The 17917-nt window shown below is 75.6% G+C and carries 15 protein-coding genes; 8 read left to right on the forward strand and 7 right to left on the reverse strand.

Going from position 1 to position 17917, the window contains the following annotated elements; translation table 11 throughout:
• Positions 1–59: 59 nt before the first annotated feature.
• Positions 60–1646 (reverse strand): UDP-N-acetylglucosamine 1-carboxyvinyltransferase, encoded by a 1587-nt coding sequence (locus tag ACI78R_RS14950; RefSeq protein WP_245794858.1) that lies wholly within the window; start codon positions 1644–1646, stop codon positions 60–62.
• An 89-nt stretch (positions 1647–1735) separates the two neighbouring features.
• Here ACI78R_RS14950 and ACI78R_RS14955 point away from each other — a divergent pair, with 89 nt between their 5' ends.
• Together ACI78R_RS14955 and ACI78R_RS14960 are read left to right on the forward strand one after the other, a co-directional pair.
• Positions 1736–2488, forward strand: a complete 753-nt coding sequence (locus ACI78R_RS14955; RefSeq protein ID WP_457041281.1) for an SDR family oxidoreductase — start codon at positions 1736–1738, stop codon at positions 2486–2488.
• Positions 2489–2604: 116 nt separating this feature from the next.
• On the forward strand, positions 2605–3519 hold the full coding sequence (locus ACI78R_RS14960) for a DMT family transporter (RefSeq protein ID WP_457041282.1): 915 nt from the start codon (positions 2605–2607) through the stop codon (positions 3517–3519).
• An 11-nt stretch (positions 3520–3530) separates the two neighbouring features.
• Here the strand turns inward: ACI78R_RS14960 and ACI78R_RS14965 are convergent, their stop codons facing one another.
• Together ACI78R_RS14965 and ACI78R_RS14970 are read right to left on the reverse strand one after the other, a co-directional pair.
• A complete protein-coding gene (locus ACI78R_RS14965) occupies positions 3531–4358 on the reverse strand; it encodes a DUF998 domain-containing protein (protein ID WP_457041283.1) in 828 nt (275 codons plus the stop codon).
• Between the two features lie 42 nt (positions 4359–4400).
• A complete protein-coding gene (locus ACI78R_RS14970; protein WP_073422514.1) occupies positions 4401–4814 on the reverse strand; it encodes a hypothetical protein in 414 nt (137 codons plus the stop codon).
• 33 nt (positions 4815–4847) lie between these two features.
• Between ACI78R_RS14970 and ACI78R_RS14975 the strand changes: the two genes are divergently transcribed.
• Positions 4848–6053 (forward strand): MFS transporter, encoded by a 1206-nt coding sequence (locus ACI78R_RS14975; RefSeq protein ID WP_457041284.1) that lies wholly within the window; start codon positions 4848–4850, stop codon positions 6051–6053.
• A gap of 54 nt (positions 6054–6107) precedes the next feature.
• Here ACI78R_RS14975 and ACI78R_RS14980 read toward each other — a convergent pair whose 3' ends face one another.
• The 3 genes from ACI78R_RS14980 to ACI78R_RS14990 all read right to left on the reverse strand — a co-directional run bounded on the left by ACI78R_RS14980 (position 6108) and on the right by ACI78R_RS14990 (position 8615).
• Positions 6108–6308 carry a hypothetical protein gene (locus ACI78R_RS14980; RefSeq protein WP_073422512.1) on the reverse strand — a complete coding sequence of 67 codons (201 nt, stop codon included), beginning with the start codon at positions 6306–6308 and terminating at the stop codon, positions 6108–6110.
• 71 nt (positions 6309–6379) lie between these two features.
• The gene (locus ACI78R_RS14985) at positions 6380–6691 is read right to left on the reverse strand and encodes a hypothetical protein (RefSeq protein ID WP_457041285.1); all 312 of its coding nucleotides are present in this window, start codon (positions 6689–6691) and stop codon (positions 6380–6382) included.
• 118 nt (positions 6692–6809) lie between these two features.
• Positions 6810–8615: a bifunctional metallophosphatase/5'-nucleotidase gene (locus ACI78R_RS14990; RefSeq protein ID WP_457041286.1), complete on the reverse strand. Its 1806-nt coding sequence runs from the start codon at positions 8613–8615 to the stop codon at positions 6810–6812.
• A 190-nt stretch (positions 8616–8805) separates the two neighbouring features.
• Between ACI78R_RS14990 and ACI78R_RS14995 the strand changes: the two genes are divergently transcribed.
• Entirely contained in the window at positions 8806–11421 is a 2616-nt protein-coding gene (locus ACI78R_RS14995) for an ExeM/NucH family extracellular endonuclease (protein ID WP_457041287.1), read from the forward strand.
• Positions 11422–11490: 69 nt separating this feature from the next.
• Here ACI78R_RS14995 and malQ read toward each other — a convergent pair whose 3' ends face one another.
• Entirely contained in the window at positions 11491–13380 is a 1890-nt protein-coding gene (gene malQ, locus ACI78R_RS15000) for a 4-alpha-glucanotransferase (RefSeq protein WP_457041288.1), read from the reverse strand.
• A gap of 88 nt (positions 13381–13468) precedes the next feature.
• On the opposite strand from malQ, the gene ACI78R_RS15005 reads away from it, so the two are divergent.
• From ACI78R_RS15005 to ACI78R_RS15020, 4 genes are all read left to right on the forward strand, one after another.
• The gene (locus ACI78R_RS15005; RefSeq protein WP_457041289.1) at positions 13469–14128 is read left to right on the forward strand and encodes a hypothetical protein; all 660 of its coding nucleotides are present in this window, start codon (positions 13469–13471) and stop codon (positions 14126–14128) included.
• 61 nt (positions 14129–14189) lie between these two features.
• Positions 14190–15221, forward strand: a complete 1032-nt coding sequence (locus ACI78R_RS15010) for a TIGR03885 family FMN-dependent LLM class oxidoreductase (protein WP_457041290.1) — start codon at positions 14190–14192, stop codon at positions 15219–15221.
• Between the two features lie 160 nt (positions 15222–15381).
• Positions 15382–17055 (forward strand): alpha-amylase family protein, encoded by a 1674-nt coding sequence (locus tag ACI78R_RS15015; RefSeq protein ID WP_457041291.1) that lies wholly within the window; start codon positions 15382–15384, stop codon positions 17053–17055.
• A 128-nt stretch (positions 17056–17183) separates the two neighbouring features.
• Positions 17184–17807, forward strand: a complete 624-nt coding sequence (locus ACI78R_RS15020) for a hypothetical protein (protein ID WP_457041292.1) — start codon at positions 17184–17186, stop codon at positions 17805–17807.
• The last annotated feature ends 110 nt before the right edge of the window (positions 17808–17917 follow it).

Consider the following 17917-nt stretch of genomic DNA (forward strand, 5'->3'; position numbering starts at 1 on the left):
ATGGGAAGCTGTCCGCACGTCCGGGGCGCCAGGACGTGCGGATGGCTTCCTATGCCGCGTCAGTCGGAGAAGACCTCGATCGACGCGCCCATCTCGACCAGGCGCTCGTAGAGGTGCTCGTAGCCGCGGGCGATGATGTCGACGTTGCGCAGCACCGACGTGCCGCGCGAGGCCAGCATCGCCAGCAGGATGCACACCGCGGGGCGCAGCGCCGGCGGGCACACGACCTCCGCGCTGCGCCAGCGGGTCGGGCCGGTCACCAGCACCCGGTGCGGGTCCATGAGCCGGACGTCGGCGCCCAGGCGGGTCAGGTCCGACAGGTGGATCGCCCGGTTGTCGTAGACCCAGTCGTGGATCAGCGTCGACCCGGTCGCCGACGCCGCGATGACGGCGAAGAACGGCAGGTTGTCGATGTTGAGGCCCGGGAACGGCATCGGGTGGATCTTGTCGATCGGGGCCTTGAGCTGCGACGGGTGGATGGTGACGTCGGCCAGCCGGGTGTGCCCGTTGTCGGCCAGGTACTCCGGCGAGCGCTCGAACCGCAGCCCCATCTCGGCCAGCACCGCGAGCTCGATCTCCAGGAACTCCACCGGCGCGCGGCGCACGGTGAGCTCCGAGTTGGTCACGATGCCCGCCGTCAGCAGGCTCATCGCCTCGACCGGGTCCTCGCTGATCGTGTAGTCGACGTCGGCGTCGAGGACGGCGCGGCCGGTCACGGTGAGCGTCGTCGTCCCGAGGCCCTCGACGCCCACGCCGAGCAGCTGCAGGTACAGGCACAGGTCCTGGACCATGTAGTTGGAGCTGGCGTTGCGGATGACCGTGGTGCCCTCGGTGCGGGCGGCGGCCAGCAGCGCGTTCTCGGTGACGGTGTCCCCGCGCTCGGTCAGCACGATGGTGCGCCGCTCGGTGGCCCGCGGGTCGACGGTGGCGTGGTACTCGCCGGCGTGCGCCTCGACGTCGAGGCCGAACGGCCGCAGCGCGATCATGTGCGGCTCGACCGTGCGGGTGCCGAGGTCGCAGCCGCCGGCGTAGGGGAGCCGGAACGTGCGGGCCCGGTGCAGCAGCGGGCCGAGGAACATGATGATGCTGCGGGTGCGGCGGGCGGCGTCGGCGTCGATGCCCGCGAGGTCGAGCTCGTCGGGGACGACGAGGGTCAGGTCGCGGCCGGCCCCGTCCCAGGTGGCGGAGACGCCGATGGAACGCAGCACGTCGAGGATCCGGTCGACCTCGACGATGCGGGCGACGTTGCGCAGCGTCGTGCGGCCGCGGTTGAGCAGCGCCGCGCACAGCAGGGCGACGGCGGCGTTCTTCGACGACTTCACCGTGACGCTGCCGCGCAGCGGCGTGCCGCCGGTGACGCGCAGGTGGGTGGGGCCGGCCGGGCCGACGCTGATGAGCTCGCTGTCCAGTGCCTCCGACAGGCGCCCGAGCAGCTCCAGTGTCAGGTTCTGGCCGCCCTGCTCGATGCGGGCGACGGCGCTCTGGCTGGTGGCCAGGCGCTCGGCCAGCTGCTGCTGGGTGAGGCCCCGGTGGCGGCGGGCGTCGCGCACCAGCGCGCCGATCCGGGCGGCGCTGGCGGCCGTGCCGAGGGGGGAGGGGGCGGGCGAGGGGGCCGTCGTCTCGGCCGGGATCTCGGTCGCGGTCACGGGGGGCCACGCTATCTCGTACATGAGATGGGGCCGCGCGCCACGCCGAGAGGGACCGGTCCGCCCGTCCCGTTCGGCAGACTGTCGCCATGGAGGTCCTCGTCACGGGAGGCAGCGGCCAGCTCGGCCGGACACTGGTGCCCGCACTGCAGGCTGCGGGCCACGACGTGCGGCAGATGTCGCGGCGCGGGGCGGGCCCCGGCGGGGTGCGCGGCGACCTCGCCACCGGCCGCGACCTCGCGCAGGCGGTCCGCGGCGCCGAGGTGGTCGTGCACGCCGCCAGCGACCCGCGGGGCAACCCCTGGGAGGTGGACGTCGCGGGCACCCGGCGCCTCGTGCAGGCGCTCGACCGCGGCCGGCTGCGGCACCTCGTGTACGTGTCGATCGTCGGCGTCGACCGGGTGCCCTTCGGCTACTACCGCGCCAAGTACGCCGCCGAGCAGGTGCTGCTCGCCTCCGGGCTGCCGGTGACGCTCGCCCGCGTCACCCAGTTCCACCCGTTCGTCGACGAGATGCTCACCACCGCCCGGCGCGGGCCGGTGCTCATCGTGCCGATGGGCTGGACCGCCGCTCCGGTCGACGTCGGCGAGGCGGCCGGGTTCCTCACCGAGCTCGCGGGCGGGCAGCCGACCGGCGACGTCGTCGAGTTCGGCGGGCCCGAGGACCTCTCGGCCGGCGACCTCGCCCGGGCCTGGGCGGCGGCGCGCGAACCCAACGTGCGGGTGGTGTCGACGCCGCTGCCGGGGAAGCTGTCGGCGGCGTTCCGGGAAGGCGGCGTGCTGCCCGGCGCCCGGGCCGCGCGCGGGCGGCGGACGTACGGCGAACACCTGCGCGGGGTCTGAACCCGGCGCCCGAGCGGCGCACCTCCGCTGCCGTTCTCCGCAGCGCGGCTGCCAGGCCCGGTGCCGCGTCGGGAAACCGCCAGCGGGGCGTCCCCGGGCCCGCCTAGGGTCCGCCCGTGCACCCCGCCCGCGCCGCCTCGCTGCCCGTCCTGTCCGCCGTCGCCGTCACCGTCCTGGCCTGGGCGTCGGCGTTCATCGGCATCCGGGCGGTCGGTGAGGACCTCTCGCCCGGGGCGCTGGCGCTGGGCCGGCTGCTGGTCGGGACGGCGGTGCTCGGACTGCTGTCCCTCGGCCGCGGCTGGGTGGCGCCGACGCGGCGGGAGTGGGGCCTGCTCGCCGTCTGCGGGGTGGGCTGGTTCGGCGTCTACAACGTCGCGCTCAACGCCGCCGAGCGGCACCTCGACGCCGGGACGACGGCGATGCTGGTCAACATCGGGCCGATCCTCATCGCCGTGCTGGCCGGGGTCTGGCTGGGCGAGGGCTTCCCGCGCTGGCTGGTGGCCGGGCTCGCCGTCGCCTTCGCCGGGGTGCTGCTGATCGGCATCGCCGGGCGCGGGTCCGGCGGCGACCTGCTCGGCGTGCTGCTGTGCCTGGTCGCGGCGGTGACCTACGCCGCCGGCGTGGTGGCGCAGAAGCCGCTGCTGCGCCGGCTGCCGGGCCTGCAGGTGACGGCGACGGCGTGCGCGATCGGCGCGGCGTGCTGCCTGCCGTGGGCCGGCGTGCTGGCTGCGGAGGTGGCCGCGGCGCCGGCGTCGTCGGTGCTCGGCACGGTCTACCTCGGCGTGGTCCCGACGGCGCTGGCGTTCAGCACCTGGGCCTACGCGCTCGCCCGCATGCCCGCGGGCCGGCTGGGCGTGACCACCTACCTGGTGCCGCCGCTGGTGGTGCTCCTGTCCTGGCTGCTGCTCGACGAGGTGCCGGCGGCGCTGGCCGTCGTCGGCGGCGTGGTCTGCCTGGCCGGGGTGGCGGTGTCGCGGCGGCGGGGCCCGGTGCGCGCGGCGGCGCCGGTGCCCGTGCCCGTGCAGCGGTAGGCGGACGGGGGTCAGCGGCGGCGCGGGCCGGCCCAGGGGTCGTCGGGGTCGAGGTCGTCGTGGGCGTCGTCGTGCGCGTCGTCGTCCCCGTCGGCGGCCGTGCGGGGGGACTCCCGGCGGCGGGCGGCGGCCTCGAGGGCGTCGTCGCGCTCGGCGCTGCGCCGGGCGCGGGCGAGGCGCTCCTCCTCGCGCTCGGCGGCCCGCCGCTGGCGGCGGGTGGGGCCGGTGACCGGCTCGCTGCGGGTCCGGGTCAGCCACCACAGCGACGGGCCGGTCAGCGCCAGCGCGAGGGGCAGCACGTAGGCCGCGGCGCGCTCGGTGCCGCCCTCGCCGAGCAGCTCGACCACCCCGGCGCCGTAGAAGACCGTCATCGCGGTGGCGAACAGGCCGCCGAGGGCCAGCGTGGTGCCCAGCGCCTCCGACCACGGCCGCACGGCGTAGGCCAGCGCGATGACCCCCAGGCCGCCGGCCACGAGGTAGAGGACGGCGCCGGTGGTGTGCAGGGCCGGGCTGGTCAGCCGGGGGAAGACGCCGACGAGCAGGACGCCGAGCGCCGCGGCGCCGAGCAGGCCGACCGCGGGCCGGGCGGCCCGCCCGCGCAGCGCGGGCAGCAGCGCCACGGCGCCCGCACCGATGAGCGCGGCCTGCACCACGAACGAGGTGTTCATCAGCGCCGCGCCGGGCCGGGTGGCGTCGCCGAGCGCGCTGATGACGTCGGCCGAGCGCGAGTAGGGCAGGGGGGAGCGCAGCTGGACGATCGTCTCGACGACGAAGAACTGCAGGGTCAGCACCCAGGCGAGGGCGCCCCCGGCGATCCGTTTCCGTGGCACACGACCCATCGTCCCAGCCCCCACCCGGGGACCGGGCCGTCAGGGCGGTCGTCAGGGGAGGAGGGCCCGGACGGCGGCGTGCTGGGCGGGCGTCAGGTACGAGGGGTTGCTGCCGGCGGGCATGCGCAGCACCTCCGCGTCGCGCGCGACGGGGTCGGCGAGCAGGTCGGCGCGCGGCAGCGGGGCGGGCAGCAGGGTCACCCGGACGACGGCGACCGGCCCGCGCTCGTCCGCGCCGACGTCGCCGGCCAGTGATCCCACGGCGTGCACCCCGGGGCGGTCGCGGCCGCTGAGCCAGAGCAGCACGGGCGCGCCCGGGCGCATGAGCGCGACGCGGTACGAGGCGCGCAGGCACCGGGTGAACTCGCGCTCCTCGCCGGGGTGCCAGCCGGGGACGAGCACCTCCGGCGGCCGGGCGGTCTTCACCAGCCAGCAGCCGACGTCGTCGGGGCCGAGGCGGGTCACGGGGTCATCCCAGCAGGAGGGCACGATGGGCGCGTGCCGCCGCCGGGTCCCCGCCCCGGGGACCCGGCACCGCGGCGCACCTCGGCGGCGGTGTTCCTCGCCGGGCTCGCCGTGTTCGCCGTCCTCTACGCCCCCCAGGCCCTGCTGCCGGAGCTCACCCGGGCGTTCGGGGTGTCCCCGACGGCGGCCACGCTGACGGTCTCGGCGGCCACCGTCGGGCTGGCGCTGGGCCTGCTGGTGCTCGGGCCGCTGTCCGACCGCGTCGGGCGCACGCCGGTGCTGCACGCCTCGCTCGCCGCGGCCACCGTCCTCGCCGTCCTCGCCGCGCTGGCCCCCACCTGGCCGGTGCTGCTCGTCCTGCGGGGCCTGCAGGGGTTCGCCCTCGCCGGGCTGCCCGCCGTGGGCGTGGCCTACCTGCGCGAGGAGCTGCACCCCTCGGTGAGCTCGCGGGCGATCGGGCTGTTCGTCGGCGGGACGGCGATCGGGGGCCTGAGCGGCCGGGTGCTGTCCGGTGCGCTGGCCGACCTCGGCGGCTGGCGGACCGCGCTCGGCGGGATCGCCGCGCTGGCGGTGGGCTGCACCGTCGCCGTCCGGGTGCTGCTGCCGGCGCAGCGCCGGTTCACGCGGGTGCTGCGGGAGACGCCGGTGCTCCGCCAGCTCGCCCGCGGCTTCGGCGACCCGGTGCTCCTCGGCCTGTACGCGCTGGCGGCGCTGCTGATGGGCGGGAACGTCGCCGTGTACAACGCCGTGACGTTCCGGCTGGAGAGCGAGCCGTACGCGCTGTCCCCGGCGCTGGCCGGGCTGGTCTTCCTCACGTACCTGCTGGGCTCGGTGAGCTCGCCGCTGGCCGGGGGACTGGCCGAGCGGGCCGGGCGGCGCCTGGTCGTGCCCGTGGCGCTGCTGGTCGCCGGGGCGGGCCTCGCGCTGACGCTGGCGCGGCCGCTGGCGCTCGTCGTCGCCGGGCTCGCGGTGCTCAACGTGGGCTTCTTCGCCGCGCACGGGGTGGCCAGCGGCTGGGTGGCGGCGCGGGCCGCGCTGGGCGGGCGCCCCGTCGGGCAGGCGGCCTCGCTGTACTCGTTCTGGTACTACGTCGGCTCGTCCGTGGGCGGCACGCTGGCCGGGCGGGCCTGGGCCGACGGCGGGTGGCCCGCCGCGGCCGCCGTCGCCGGCACCGGCTTCGGCGGGGCGCTGCTGCTGGCCCTGCTGCTCGGCCGCAGCCGCAGCCTGCAGGGCCGCTGAGGAGCCGGGTGGGCGCCGGTGCGGCGCCCACCCGCGGGACCCCGGTCGGTCGCCTCAGTCGGTCGCGGAGTGGAACTCCGCGCCGGCGGGGTCGGCGTCGTCGGAGCCGACGGCCTGCCGCTCCTGCTCGGTGCGGTGCTGCAGCGCGTCGTCGTTGGGGCGCGGGTCGGCCCCGGCGTGCTCCTGGCGGTCGCGCGGCGCCGACTCCTCGGTGTCCATCACGTCGTCGAGGGTGGGGCGGTCGGGCTCGGTCATCGCGGTACCTCCGCTGCGTCGTCGTCGATCGGTCCCGACGGCCATAGCCGTGACGCCGCCCCGGTAACCGCTCAGCGCTGTTCGAGTGACGCGGCCGGCAACCAGGCCTCGACGAGCACCGGCCCGTGCGGGCCGGGGACGGCGTAGGCCACCCGCCCCTGCCAGCCCTCCGGCTGCTGCCGCCACTCCACGAGCAGCCCGGGCACCGTGCCCGACGTGCCGGGCGGCGTGTGCACCCAGCAGTGCCGGCCCGTGCCGTCCTCGCGGGCGCGCGGCGGGACCGCCCGGGCTGGGGGAGCGGTGGGTGCGGCGGAGACGCCGGAGTCGGCGGCCCGCTCGCCGAGCGACGGACGTGAGGACCCCCGGTTCATCCCGCCTGCCACCCGCGCAGTCTGGCACGCCCGTCGAACACGCGTTCGACCGGCGGAGACGACGGACGCCCCCCGCGAGCGGTGCTCGCGGGGGGCGTCCGGGTGTGCCGTGCGGTCGGGCGCCGAGTGGTCAGCGGATCGCGGTGATCCGCCCCTCGCCACCCACCGGGTAGTCGTCAGCGGTGACGCGGCCGCCGAGCTCGACCCGCAGGTGCTGCAGGAAGGCCTGCTGGTAGGTGACCGGCAGGACGGTGAAGGCGACACCCGCGAAGGGGTAACCGTCACCACCGCGGAGCGTGAAGTCGTTCGTGGCGACCGAGATGGTGCTGAGCGCGCCGGTCGGGGTGCCGCCCTGGACCAGCACGGTGCCGTCGTCGAGGACGAGGTCGACGACGCGGTCACCGACGGCCCGCGTCGGGTCGTAGCTGACCCGGTAGCCCGCCGCCTGGGCGAAGCGCCCGTCCGGCTGCAGCACACCGCCGGTCACCGCACCCGACAGGCCGTGCTCCACGCCGGCGATGAACGTGTCGACCGGCATGGCCGGGGCCACGGCGACGAAGTTGCTGAACGGCAGCACCGTGTAGGTGTCGAGCTCGGTGATCGGCCCGGCCGGGATCGTCGAGGCGTTGCGGATGCCGCCGCCGTTCTGCAGGGCCACGACCGGCGGGGCGATGCCCGCTGCGGCCGCCTCGTCCTGGCCGGCGGTGAGGAGGGCGTCGGCGACCAGGTCGCCCAGGTTGGTCTCCCGGCTCCGCACGTCGTTGCGGAGGCCGTTGAGCGGCACCTCCGAGGTGGCGACGACCTGCTGGGCCAGGCCCGTGACGTAGCGCTGCACCGGCGCGACGACGTCACGCGCGACGACCGCGTCCGGCTGCACGGCGTCGGGCCCGGCGGCCACGACGGGCAGGGGGCGCGAGGCGGCGTCGTCCACGTTCAGTACCCGGCCGGCCGCGTCGAAGTTCACGACGAGGCGGCCGACGTAGGTGTACAGCGCGTTCGTGGTCACGACCGGGACGACCCGGCCGTCGGCGTCGGTCGGCGTCAGCGGGTAGGCGCCGGCGGGGGTGACCCCGTTGGCGACCAGTGGGTCGCCGGGGCTGGCGAGCAGCTCGTGGCCGCCGCCGCCGACGATCACGTCGACCCCGCGCAGCTGGCCGGCGAGCGCGACCTCGTTGTCGATGTCCTGCAGGTGCGAGACCAGCACGACCTTGTCCACGCCGGCCCGGGTGTAGGCGGCGGCCTGGGCGTTGGCGATCGAGGCGAGCGCCGGGTCGACGGTCACGCCGCGCGAGCTGGTCAGCTGGGGCAGGTCGGGCGTGGTCAGGCCGATGATGCCGATCCGCTCACCCCGTACGTCCTGCACGGAGCTCGTGACGATCGTGCCGTCGGCGACGCGGGCGGCCAGCGTGGGCTCCGCGCCGAAGCCGAGGTTGTTGGACACGAACGTCGTGTCGTCGACGTCGCCGAGCCAGTCGGCGAGGAACTCGGGGCCGAGGTCGAAGTCGTGGTTGCCGAGGATCGAGACGTCGAACCCGGCCTCGTCGAACGCGAGGGCGTCGTAGTTCGGCGCGCCCTCCTGCTGGCTGGCCGCGAGGTTCGGGCCGGGCAGGAAGTTGTCGCCCGCCGAGATGGTCAGCACGCCGCGCTTGCCGGCCTGGCCGGCACCGGGGCGGCCGGTGGTGGCGGCGTGCTGCTCTCGCTGCACGAGCTCGACGAACCGGTCGACGCCGCCGTAGGTGTAGCCGGTGCTCGTGGTGGTCGGCAGCAGCGCGGACTCGAGGTCGTTCGCGTGCAGGATCGTCAGGGTGAAGTCCGGCCGGGGGGTGGACTGGCCCCCGCCGGGAGCGGCTGCGGCCGTGCCGGTGAGGACGCCGCTCGCCAGGGTCGCCGCAGCGGCGGTCAGGACGACGCCGCGGCGGATGGTGCGGTGGGACATGACGCTCCGGAGGTCGGGGGTGCGGGCTGGGGAACGGTCCCTCACGGAGGTGACGGGACCGTGACCGGCAGGTGAGCGGGCGCCGACGAACCGCTCGCTCATCGTCGCCGGGGTGTCACCGGCCGTCAGCGTAGCCGTCACGATGGGTGTCTACGGTGGGACCGTTCCGTCACCATCCGAGAGGACCTCCGTGCACCTCCTCCCGCCCGACCGGCGCGTGCTCGCGCGCCGGATGGCACTCGGCACCGCCGCCGCGTCCATCGCCGTCGTGGGTCTCCCCACGGTCGCCTCGGCCGCCCCGCCGTCCCAGCCGTTCATCTCCGAGATCCACTACGACAACGACGGCGCCGACGCCGGCGAGTTCGTGGAGGTCACCTTCCCCGCCGGATCGCCCACGACGGGCTGGACCGTCGAGCTGTACAACGGCTCGAACGGGCAGCGCTACGACAGCGACCCCGTCGCCCCGAACGGCGTCGGTGTCGGGGTCGTGAACTACACGGGCACGCTGCAGAACGGATCCCCGGACGGCGTGGCGCTCGTCCGGGACGGTCAGGTCGTCGAGTTCCTGTCGTACGAGGGCGTGTTCGCCGCGACCAGCTCCACCGCCTCGGGCAGGACGAGCACCGACATCGGCGTGAGCGAGGCCGGCACGGAGCCGGTCGGGCAGTCGCTCTCGCGCACCTACGACGCGGCGACCGACAAGCTCGTCTGGGCCGGTCCCGCCACGGCGACCCCCGGGGCGTTGAACGCCGGGGGCACCACCACGCCGCCGCAGCCGGCCACGCCCGTCTGCGACGTGGCACCGACGCACGAGATCGGCGCCGTCCAGGGCACCGGCGCCACCAGCCCGCTCGTCGGGCGGCAGGTCACCGTCCGGGGCACCGTCGTCGGCGACGTCGCGGGCTTCAGCGGCTTCTACCTGCAGGACGTCGACGGCGACGGCGACGCGGCCACCTCCGACGGCGTCTTCGTGTTCAGCCCCGTCGCGGTGGACCTGGGCGACACGGTCGCCGTCACCGGCGAGGTGACCGAGTTCGGCGGCCAGACGCAGCTCACCAGCCGCCAGGACGTGGCGGTCTGCGCCGAGGGCTCCGCCGAGGACCTCCCCGACGCGGCCCCGCTCGACCTGCCGGCCGACCACGCCGCCCGCGAGCGCCTCGAGGGCATGCTCGTCGCGCCCGTGGACACGCTCACCGTGAGCGAGGTCTTCGACCTCACCAGCTTCGGCGAGCTCACCCTCTCCGAGGGCGGCGTCCTCGTGCAGCCCACCGAGGTCGCCCGCCCGGGCACCCAGGAGGCCGCGGCGGTCATGACCGCCAACACCCTGCGGCGCATCGTCCTCGACGACGGGCTCAGCGCCCGGGTCACCACCACGACACGGCCGTACCTGTCGCCGTCCACCCCGGTCCGGGTGGGCGACGAGCTCACCTTCACCGAGCCGGTGGTCCTCGGCTACGGCTTCAACCAGTGGCGGCTGCAGCCGGCCGACGGCACCGCGGACGGCGTCTTCGCCCCGCAGAACACCCGCCCGGCGGCGCCCGACGCGGTCGGCGGCGACGTGCAGATCGGCGCGTTCAACGTGCTGAACTACTTCCTGACCTTCGACCAGAGCGTCGGCCGCGGCGCTCGCAACGCCGAGGAGTTCGAGCGGCAGGCCGGCAAGATCGTCCCGGCCATCGCGGCGCTCGACGCCGACGTCGTCAGCCTGCTGGAGATCGAGGACACCGACTCCACCGGCCTGACCCCCGGCAACGCCGACACCGCGCTCGCCGACCTGGTGCGCCGGCTGAACACGGCCGCGGGCGCCGAGGTCTGGAGCTACGTGCCGATGCCGCGGGAGCTCTACGGCGTCGACCGGGACGTGATCCGCAACGGGATCATCTACCGCAACGACGTCGTCCAGCCGGTCGGCGCCCCCGCCGGGCTCGTCGACGAGTCGGTCTGGTCCAACGCCCGCGAGCCGCAGGCGCAGACCTTCGTCAAGGACGGCGACGCGTTCACCGTCATCGCCAACCACTTCAAGTCCAAGAGCGCCGGCGACGCGACCGGCGACAACGTGGACGCCGGTGACGGCCAGGGCCAGTGGAACGGCGACCGCGTCCGCCAGGCGGCGTCCGTGGCGGCGTTCGCGCAGGCCATCGCCGACCGCACGGGCGACCGCGACGTCGTCCTCATGGGTGACCTCAACGCCTACACCCAGGAGGACCCGATCGAGCGGCTGCGCCAGGCGGGCTTCACCGACCTCGGCGAGCGCTTCGACGAGGGCCGCTACAGCTACGTCTTCGACGACATGTCCGGCTCGCTGGACCACGCGATGGCGACGGCGGAGCTCACCGCGAAGGTCACCGACCTGGCGCACTGGAACATCAACTCGGTCGAGTCGTTCGCCTACCAGTACACGGGCGACCGGGCCCTGTACGCGGCTGACCCCTACCGCTCCAGCGACCACGACCCGATCGTGTTCGGCATCGACCTGGCCGAGCGCTGCAACGGACTCGTCCCGACGATCCGCGGCACGGCCGGGAACGACACGCTGCGCGGCACCAACGGCGTCGACGTGATCATGGGCCTCGGCGGCGACGACGTGATCACCGGCGGCAACGGCGACGACGTCATCTGCGGCGGCGCCGGCACCGACCGGCTGGCCGGGGAGAACGGCAACGACGTGCTGCTCGGCGGGTTCGGCGTCGACACCCTCGAGGGCGGGAACGGCGACGACACGCTCGTCGGCGGCCCCGGCGCGAGCGACGTCCTGACCCAGGGCCGCGGCGCCGGCAGCGGCGAGCAGGACGGCCGCGAGTCGTAGTCCGCACCTGAGAACGCGTCCGGCGCGGCACCCGAGCGGGTGCCGCGCCGGAGGCGTCTGCGGGGCCGCTCAGTCCCGGGAGGCCTCCCCACCGGGCTGCTCGCCGATGGCGTCCTCCTCCGGGTCGGTGGTCGCGCGGACGCCGTCGGCCAGGGTGCGCGCCACCTCCTTGAGCAGCGCGTGCCCCGGGAGGTCCTCCACGGTCACCGGCAGCGGCAGCGACCAGTTGGGCCGGTCGGTGGTGCCGGGCATGTTCGGGCGGCGGCGCTCGGCGAGGGCGTCGTCGAGCGTGGCCGACAGCAGCAGCGACGGCGCCCGGCCGAGCAGCTCGTGCGCCCGCTTGACCGCCGTCTCCGGCCTCGCGTTCCTCCGCAGCCCGGGCAGGCGCTCGAGCAGCGACGCCCGGCCGCGCTCGAGCTCCTCGTCGGTGCCCGTGCCGTACCGGCGCTGCTCCTCGACGTCGGCCCCGCTCCACAGCCCGGCGACCGTCGGGAGGTCGTGCGTGGAGATGGCGGCCATGGCCTCCTCGGGCCACTCGGCCGGGTCGTCGTCCTCGAACCACAGCAGCCGGTAGCTGAGGATCCCGTGCTCGGCCAGGGCCTCCCGGACGCCGTCCTCGACCGTGCCGAGGTCCTCGCCGACGACGACCGCCTGCGCCCGGTGGCTCTCCAGCGCGACGATGTCGAGCAGGTCCTCGGCGGGGTAGCGGACGTAGGCACCGTCGGCCGCGGAGCCGCCGGTGGGCACCCACCAGAGCCGGAACAGGCCCATGACGTGGTCGATGCGCAGGCCGCCGGCGCCGGCCATCGTGGCGCGGATCGACTCGACGAACGGCTCGTAGTCCCACGCCCGCAGCCGCCACGGCACCAGCGGCGGGGAGCCCCAGTCCTGGCCCTGCGAGTTGAACTCGTCCGGGGGCGCGCCGACCGTGGCGCCCTGCGCGAGCACGCCCTGCCAGGTCCACGCGTCCGCGCCGCCGCCGGCCACGCCGATCGGCAGGTCCTGGATGACGGTCATGCCCTCGGTGGCCTGCTCGAGCTGGCGCGACAGGCACCACTGGAGCCAGGCGTGGAAGGCGACGTCGCGCTCGTGGTCGGCGACGAACCGGCCGACGGCGTCGCTGCGCGGGTCCTGCAACTCCTCGGGCCAGTCGTGCCAGTCGGGGCCGTGGGCGTCGGCGAGGGCGCACCAGGTGGCCCAGTCCTGCAGCTTCTGGCCCTGGTGCCACCACCAGTCGGGGAAGGCGGGCTCGTCGCGGCCGGTGGCGTCGAACACCCGGCGCAGCACCTCGCGCTTGCGTGCCCAGATCGCGTCGCGGTCGACGAGCTCGCCGTCGTTGAGCGCGCGGCCGGCGTCGTCGTCGAGGTCGACCCGGTCGGCGCCGGGCACCTCGGCGACCCGCAGGTACAGCGGGTTGCGGAAGCGGCGGGTGGCCGGCAGGTAGGGGCTGGCCTCCTGCTCCGGGGTGGGGGCGACGGCGTGCAGCGGGTTGATGAGCACGAAGCCCGCGCCCTGGTCCGCGGCCATCTCGCGGACCGCGCGGAGGTCGGCGAGGTCGCCGATGCCCCAGCTCGCGCGGCTGCGGGTGGCGTAGAGCTGCACCGCCCACCCCCAGGCGCGGTCCTCGGGCAGCCAGCAGCGGCCCGGGGAGACGATCAGCCGCCGCCGCGGCCCGCCGGGCGCCTGCAGCCAGTGGTAGCCGAGCGGGAAGTCGGCGGGCAGTTCGCCGTCCACGTGCCGGGAGGAGCCGTCCTCCAGGGTCACCTCGGCCTCGTCGACCTCCAGGACGTCCCCGGGCCGGGCCACGATGGGCGCGCGCTCCTCGAGGTCCTCCGGCGGCTCGCCGATCACCTCCCGCAGGCGGTCGATGGTGGCCTGGGCGACCTCGTGTTCCTCGTCGAGGGCGTCGAGCCAGGTGGCGTCGATGCCCCACCGGTCGGTGCTGGGGGTGCGTGTCACCCCCCGATCCTCACGGCGCGCGCGGCTGATCGCAGCGCAGACGCGGCGTGGTGCCGCTCTCTCCCCTGAGCGGGGGCAGACTCGCGCCGTGCCGACCTGGCTGCTGGTGCACCCGCCCCTGCTCGGGCCCGCCGTCCTCGGCCCGCTGGCCGACGAGCTGCGCGCCCGCGGGGCGGCCGTCGCCGTGCCCGACCTGTGGGGGCTGGTGCAGGACCCGGCGTCGTCCGCGCCTTCGGCCGCGGGCTGGGACCGGCGCTGGGCCGCCGCCGTCCCGCGCGCCGACGTCGCCGTCGCCTTCTCCGGGGCGGGCATCGTGCTGCCCGCGGTGGCCGCCGCGGCCGGGGCGGGCCGCGCGGTGTGGCTGGACGCCGTCCTCCCGCCCGCGTCCGGGACGGCGGGGTGGCCGGCCGACGTCCGCGCGCTGGTCGGCCCGCTCACCGGCGACGACGGCCGGGTGGCCGACTGGACGACCTGGTGGGGGCCCGATGCGATGGGCGAGCTGCTGCCCGACGCCGGCGTGCGGGCCGCCGTCCTCGCCGAGGGACACCGGCTGCCGGCCGACCTGTGGTCGACGCCGGTCGAGGTCCCGCCGGTGACCGCCGCGGCCCGGTACGTGCACCTGTCGGCGTCCTACGACGGCGACGCGACGGCGGCCCGGGACCGCGGCTGGCCGGTCGCCGGCGACGGCCGCGGCGCCCACCTCGACGTCGCCACCGCCCCGGCGCGCGTCGCGGACCTGCTCGGCTGACCGGGTTGCGGCACGGACCGGTCCCGTGGCCGGGGGCCGCCGACTCCGGTAGGCACGAGCGGTGACCGTGATCGGCTTCCACAACTCCCACGAGCAGGTCCACCCCGCGGACCTGCTCGCCGCCTCGCAGCACGCCGAGCAGGTCGGCTTCACCGCCGCCATGTGCTCCGACCACCTGACCCCGTGGAACCCGCGTCAGGGGGAGTCGGGGTTCGCGTGGTCGTGGCTGGGCGCGGCCCTGGCCACCACCGGGCTGCCCTTCGGCGCGGTGAACGCGCCCGGCCAGCGCTACCACCCGGTGATCGTCGCCCAGGCGATCGCCACCCTCGGCGCCATGTTCCCCGGCCGGTTCTGGGTGGCACTGGGCTCCGGCGAGGCCATGAACGAGCACGTCACCGGGCACGTCTGGCCGGACAAGTCGCTCCGCGACGCCCGGCTGCGCGAGTGCATCGACGTCATCCGCGCGCTGCTGGCCGGCGAGGAGGTCAGCCACGACGGGCTCGTCGTCGTCGACCGCGCCCGGATCTGGACGCTGCCCGAGCAGCAGCCGGCGCTCATCGCCCCCGCCGTCACCGCCCGCACCGCCGGCCGGCACGCCGACTGGGCCGACGGCCTGGTCACCATCAACCAGCCGCACGACGTCCTGCGCGACGTCATCGCCTCCTACCGCGACGCCGGCGGGCAGGGGTCGCTGACCATCCAGGTGCACGTCTCCTGGGACCCCGACGAGGACCGCGCGCTGGAGATCGCCCACGACCAGTGGCGCAGCAACGTGTTCCCGCCGCCGCTGTGCTGGGACCTCGACACGACGACGGCGTTCGACCAGGCCAGCGAGTACGTCCGCCCGGAGGACGTGACGTCGGCGGTCCGGGTGTCCTCCGACCTCGGCCAGCACGCCGCGTGGCTCAACGAGTACGTCGACCTCGGCTTCGACCAGGTCTACATCCACCACGTCGGCAAGGAGCAGACGGCGTTCCTCGACGCGTTCGGGGAGAAGGTGCTGCCGCAGCTCGACGTCACCCGCCCGGCGCCCGCGGTGTCGGTGCGCCCGCTGCGGCCGCAGCAGGAGCCGCAGCCCGCCGTCCTGAAGTAGCCGCCCGGCTGTCCGTTGATCATCGGATGCGTGCACGGTCCGCCGGCGTGTCCGCCCGTGTCGCGTGCACGCATCCGATGATCGACGCGGATCGGCGCCGGCCGAGCGGACCGGCGTCGTCCGGTTGCCCCGCGCGCCCGGGGTCGACAGGCTCGGCCGCGTGAAGATCACCGACACCGCGGATCTCTGGTGGAAGACGGCCGTCGTCTACTGCCTCGACGTCGAGACCTACCTGGACTGGAACGACGACGGCATCGGCGACTTCGCGGGCCTCGCCCAGCGCATCGACCACCTCGCCGACCTCGGCGTCACCTGCCTGTGGCTCATGCCCTTCTACCCGACGGCCGAGCGCGACGACGGCTACGACATCACCGACTTCTACGGCGTCGACCCCCGGCTGGGCAGCCACGGCGACCTGGTCGAGGTCATCCGCACCGCCAACGACCGCGGCATCCGGGTGATCGCCGACCTCGTCGTCAACCACACCTCGATCGAGCACCCGTGGTTCCAGCAGGGCCGGCGCAGCAAGGACGACCCGTTCCACGACTTCTACGTCTGGCGCGACGACGAGCCGCCGGACACCTCCGACCAGGTCGTCTTCCCCGACCAGGAGGACTCCGTCTGGACGTTCAACGAGCCGACGGGGGAGTGGTACCTGCACCGCTTCTATAAGGAGCAGCCCGACCTCGACGTCACCAACCCGCGGGTCCGCGACGAGGTCGCCAAGATCATGGGCTTCTGGCTGCAGCTGGGCCTGTCGGGCTTCCGCGTCGACGCCGTCCCCTTCTTCCTGGAGACCGAGGGCGGCACCGACGCCGACCGGTTCCCCGACCCGCACGAGTACCTGCGGTCGCTGCGCTCCTTCCTCGGCCGGCGCACCGGCAGCGGCGTGCTGCTCGGCGAGGTGAACCTGCCGCACGAGCAGCAGCGGGACTTCTTCGGCGGTGACGACGGCGACGAGCTGACGATGCTCTTCGACTTCGTCGGCATGCAGGCGATGTACCTGTCGCTGGCCCGGGCCGACGCCGGCCCGCTCGTGAAGGCGCTGGTGGAGCGCCCGTTCGTCGACCCCGACAGCCAGTGGGCCACGTTCGTGCGCAACCACGACGAGCTCACCCTCGACAAGCTCTCCGAGGACGAGCGCAAGGAGGTCTTCGCCGCCTTCGGGCCCGAGGAGCGGATGCAGGTCTACGGCCGCGGCCTGCGCCGCCGCCTCCCGCCGATGCTCGACGGCGACCCGCGGCGGGTCCGCATGGTCTACAGCCTGCTGTTCTCGCTGCCCGGCACGCCGGTGCTCTTCTACGGCGAGGAGATCGGCATGGGGGAGGACCTCTCCGCCGAGGGTCGCCTCGCCGTGCGCACGCCGATGCAGTGGACGGCGGGCACGAACGGGGGCTTCTCCACCGCCGACGCCGACCGGCTGCCCGGGCCGGTGGTCGAGGGCGGCTTCGCGCCGGAGTTCGTCAACGTCGGCGACCAGCGCCGCGACGAGGACTCGCTGCTGTCGTTCATGAAGCTGCTCATCCGCCGCTACCGGGAGTCGCCGGAGCTCGGCTGGGGCAGCTTCCGGGTGCTCGAGCAGCCGCACGCGTCGGTGCTGGCGCACGTGTGCGAGTGGGACGACGGGACGCTGCTGGCCGTGCACAACCTCGGTCCCGAGCCGCGCACCGTGCCGCTCACCCTCGACGGCTGCGATGCCTCGCACCGGCTGGAGGACCTGCTGGTCACCCAGTCCACGCCGATCGGGGCCGACGGCGCGGTGGAGCTGACGCTCGACGGCTACGGGTACCGCTGGCTGCGGGTGGTCGCCGAGGGCAGCCGCCGGCTGCTGTGACCGCCGGTCACCGGCGCTCGACGGGCGGTGCCCGCGCGCCGGGCGCTGGTCCGGCGCCCGGCGGCGGTCCCGGCGCGCCCGGGAGCCTGCCCGGTGCTGTCGGACGGCCCGCCTAGCGTGCTCGGACGATGACCGATCCCGCCGCTCCGCAGCCCGTCCCGCAGGCCCCCGGCCAGCAGCCGGCCCTCCCGTCCGCCACCCCGCCGGGTGGCGGCGCGCCGGTCACCGCCCCGCTGACCGCGCCCGGCGCCACCGCCGCCGGTGCGGGCCCGGCGCCCGGCGCATCCGCCGCGTCCGCCGCCCCGGCGGTCGTGCCCGAGCAGCTGCCGCCCGGGCACCAGGCCACCGGGCCGCTGCCGGGGCGCCCGCCCGCGCCGCCGGCCGACCCGTCCGTGACCCCGCGCCGGCGCACGGTCCCGCGCGTGCGCATGGGCCCGTGGGCGCCGGTGGCGGGCGGGGCGCTCGGCCTCGTGGCCGGGGTGGTCGCCGTCCTGCTGCTCGCCGGGCGGGCCGACGGCTACGCGGAGGGCCTCTCGCTCACCCTGCTGGTCGTCGGGCTCACCCTGCTCGGCGCCGCCGGTGTGCTGCTGGCCGACGAGGTGCGGGTGGTGCGCCGCGGCACCAGCGACGCCGGCGTCCGCCCGCAGTGGGTGGAGGCCACCGCGGGCCTGGTCAACGGGCTCACGCCCGCCCGGCTGCTGCTGGGCACGTCGGCCTTCGTGCTGTTCCTCTCGGCCTACGCCGCGACCTGACCGCCGCGACCTGACCGCCGCGACCTGACCGCCGCGACCTGACCGCCGCGACCTGACCGCCGCGACCTGACCGCCGCGACCTGACCGCCGCGACCTGACCGCCGCGACCT

This window comes from Geodermatophilus sp. SYSU D01106 (assembly GCF_054049995.1).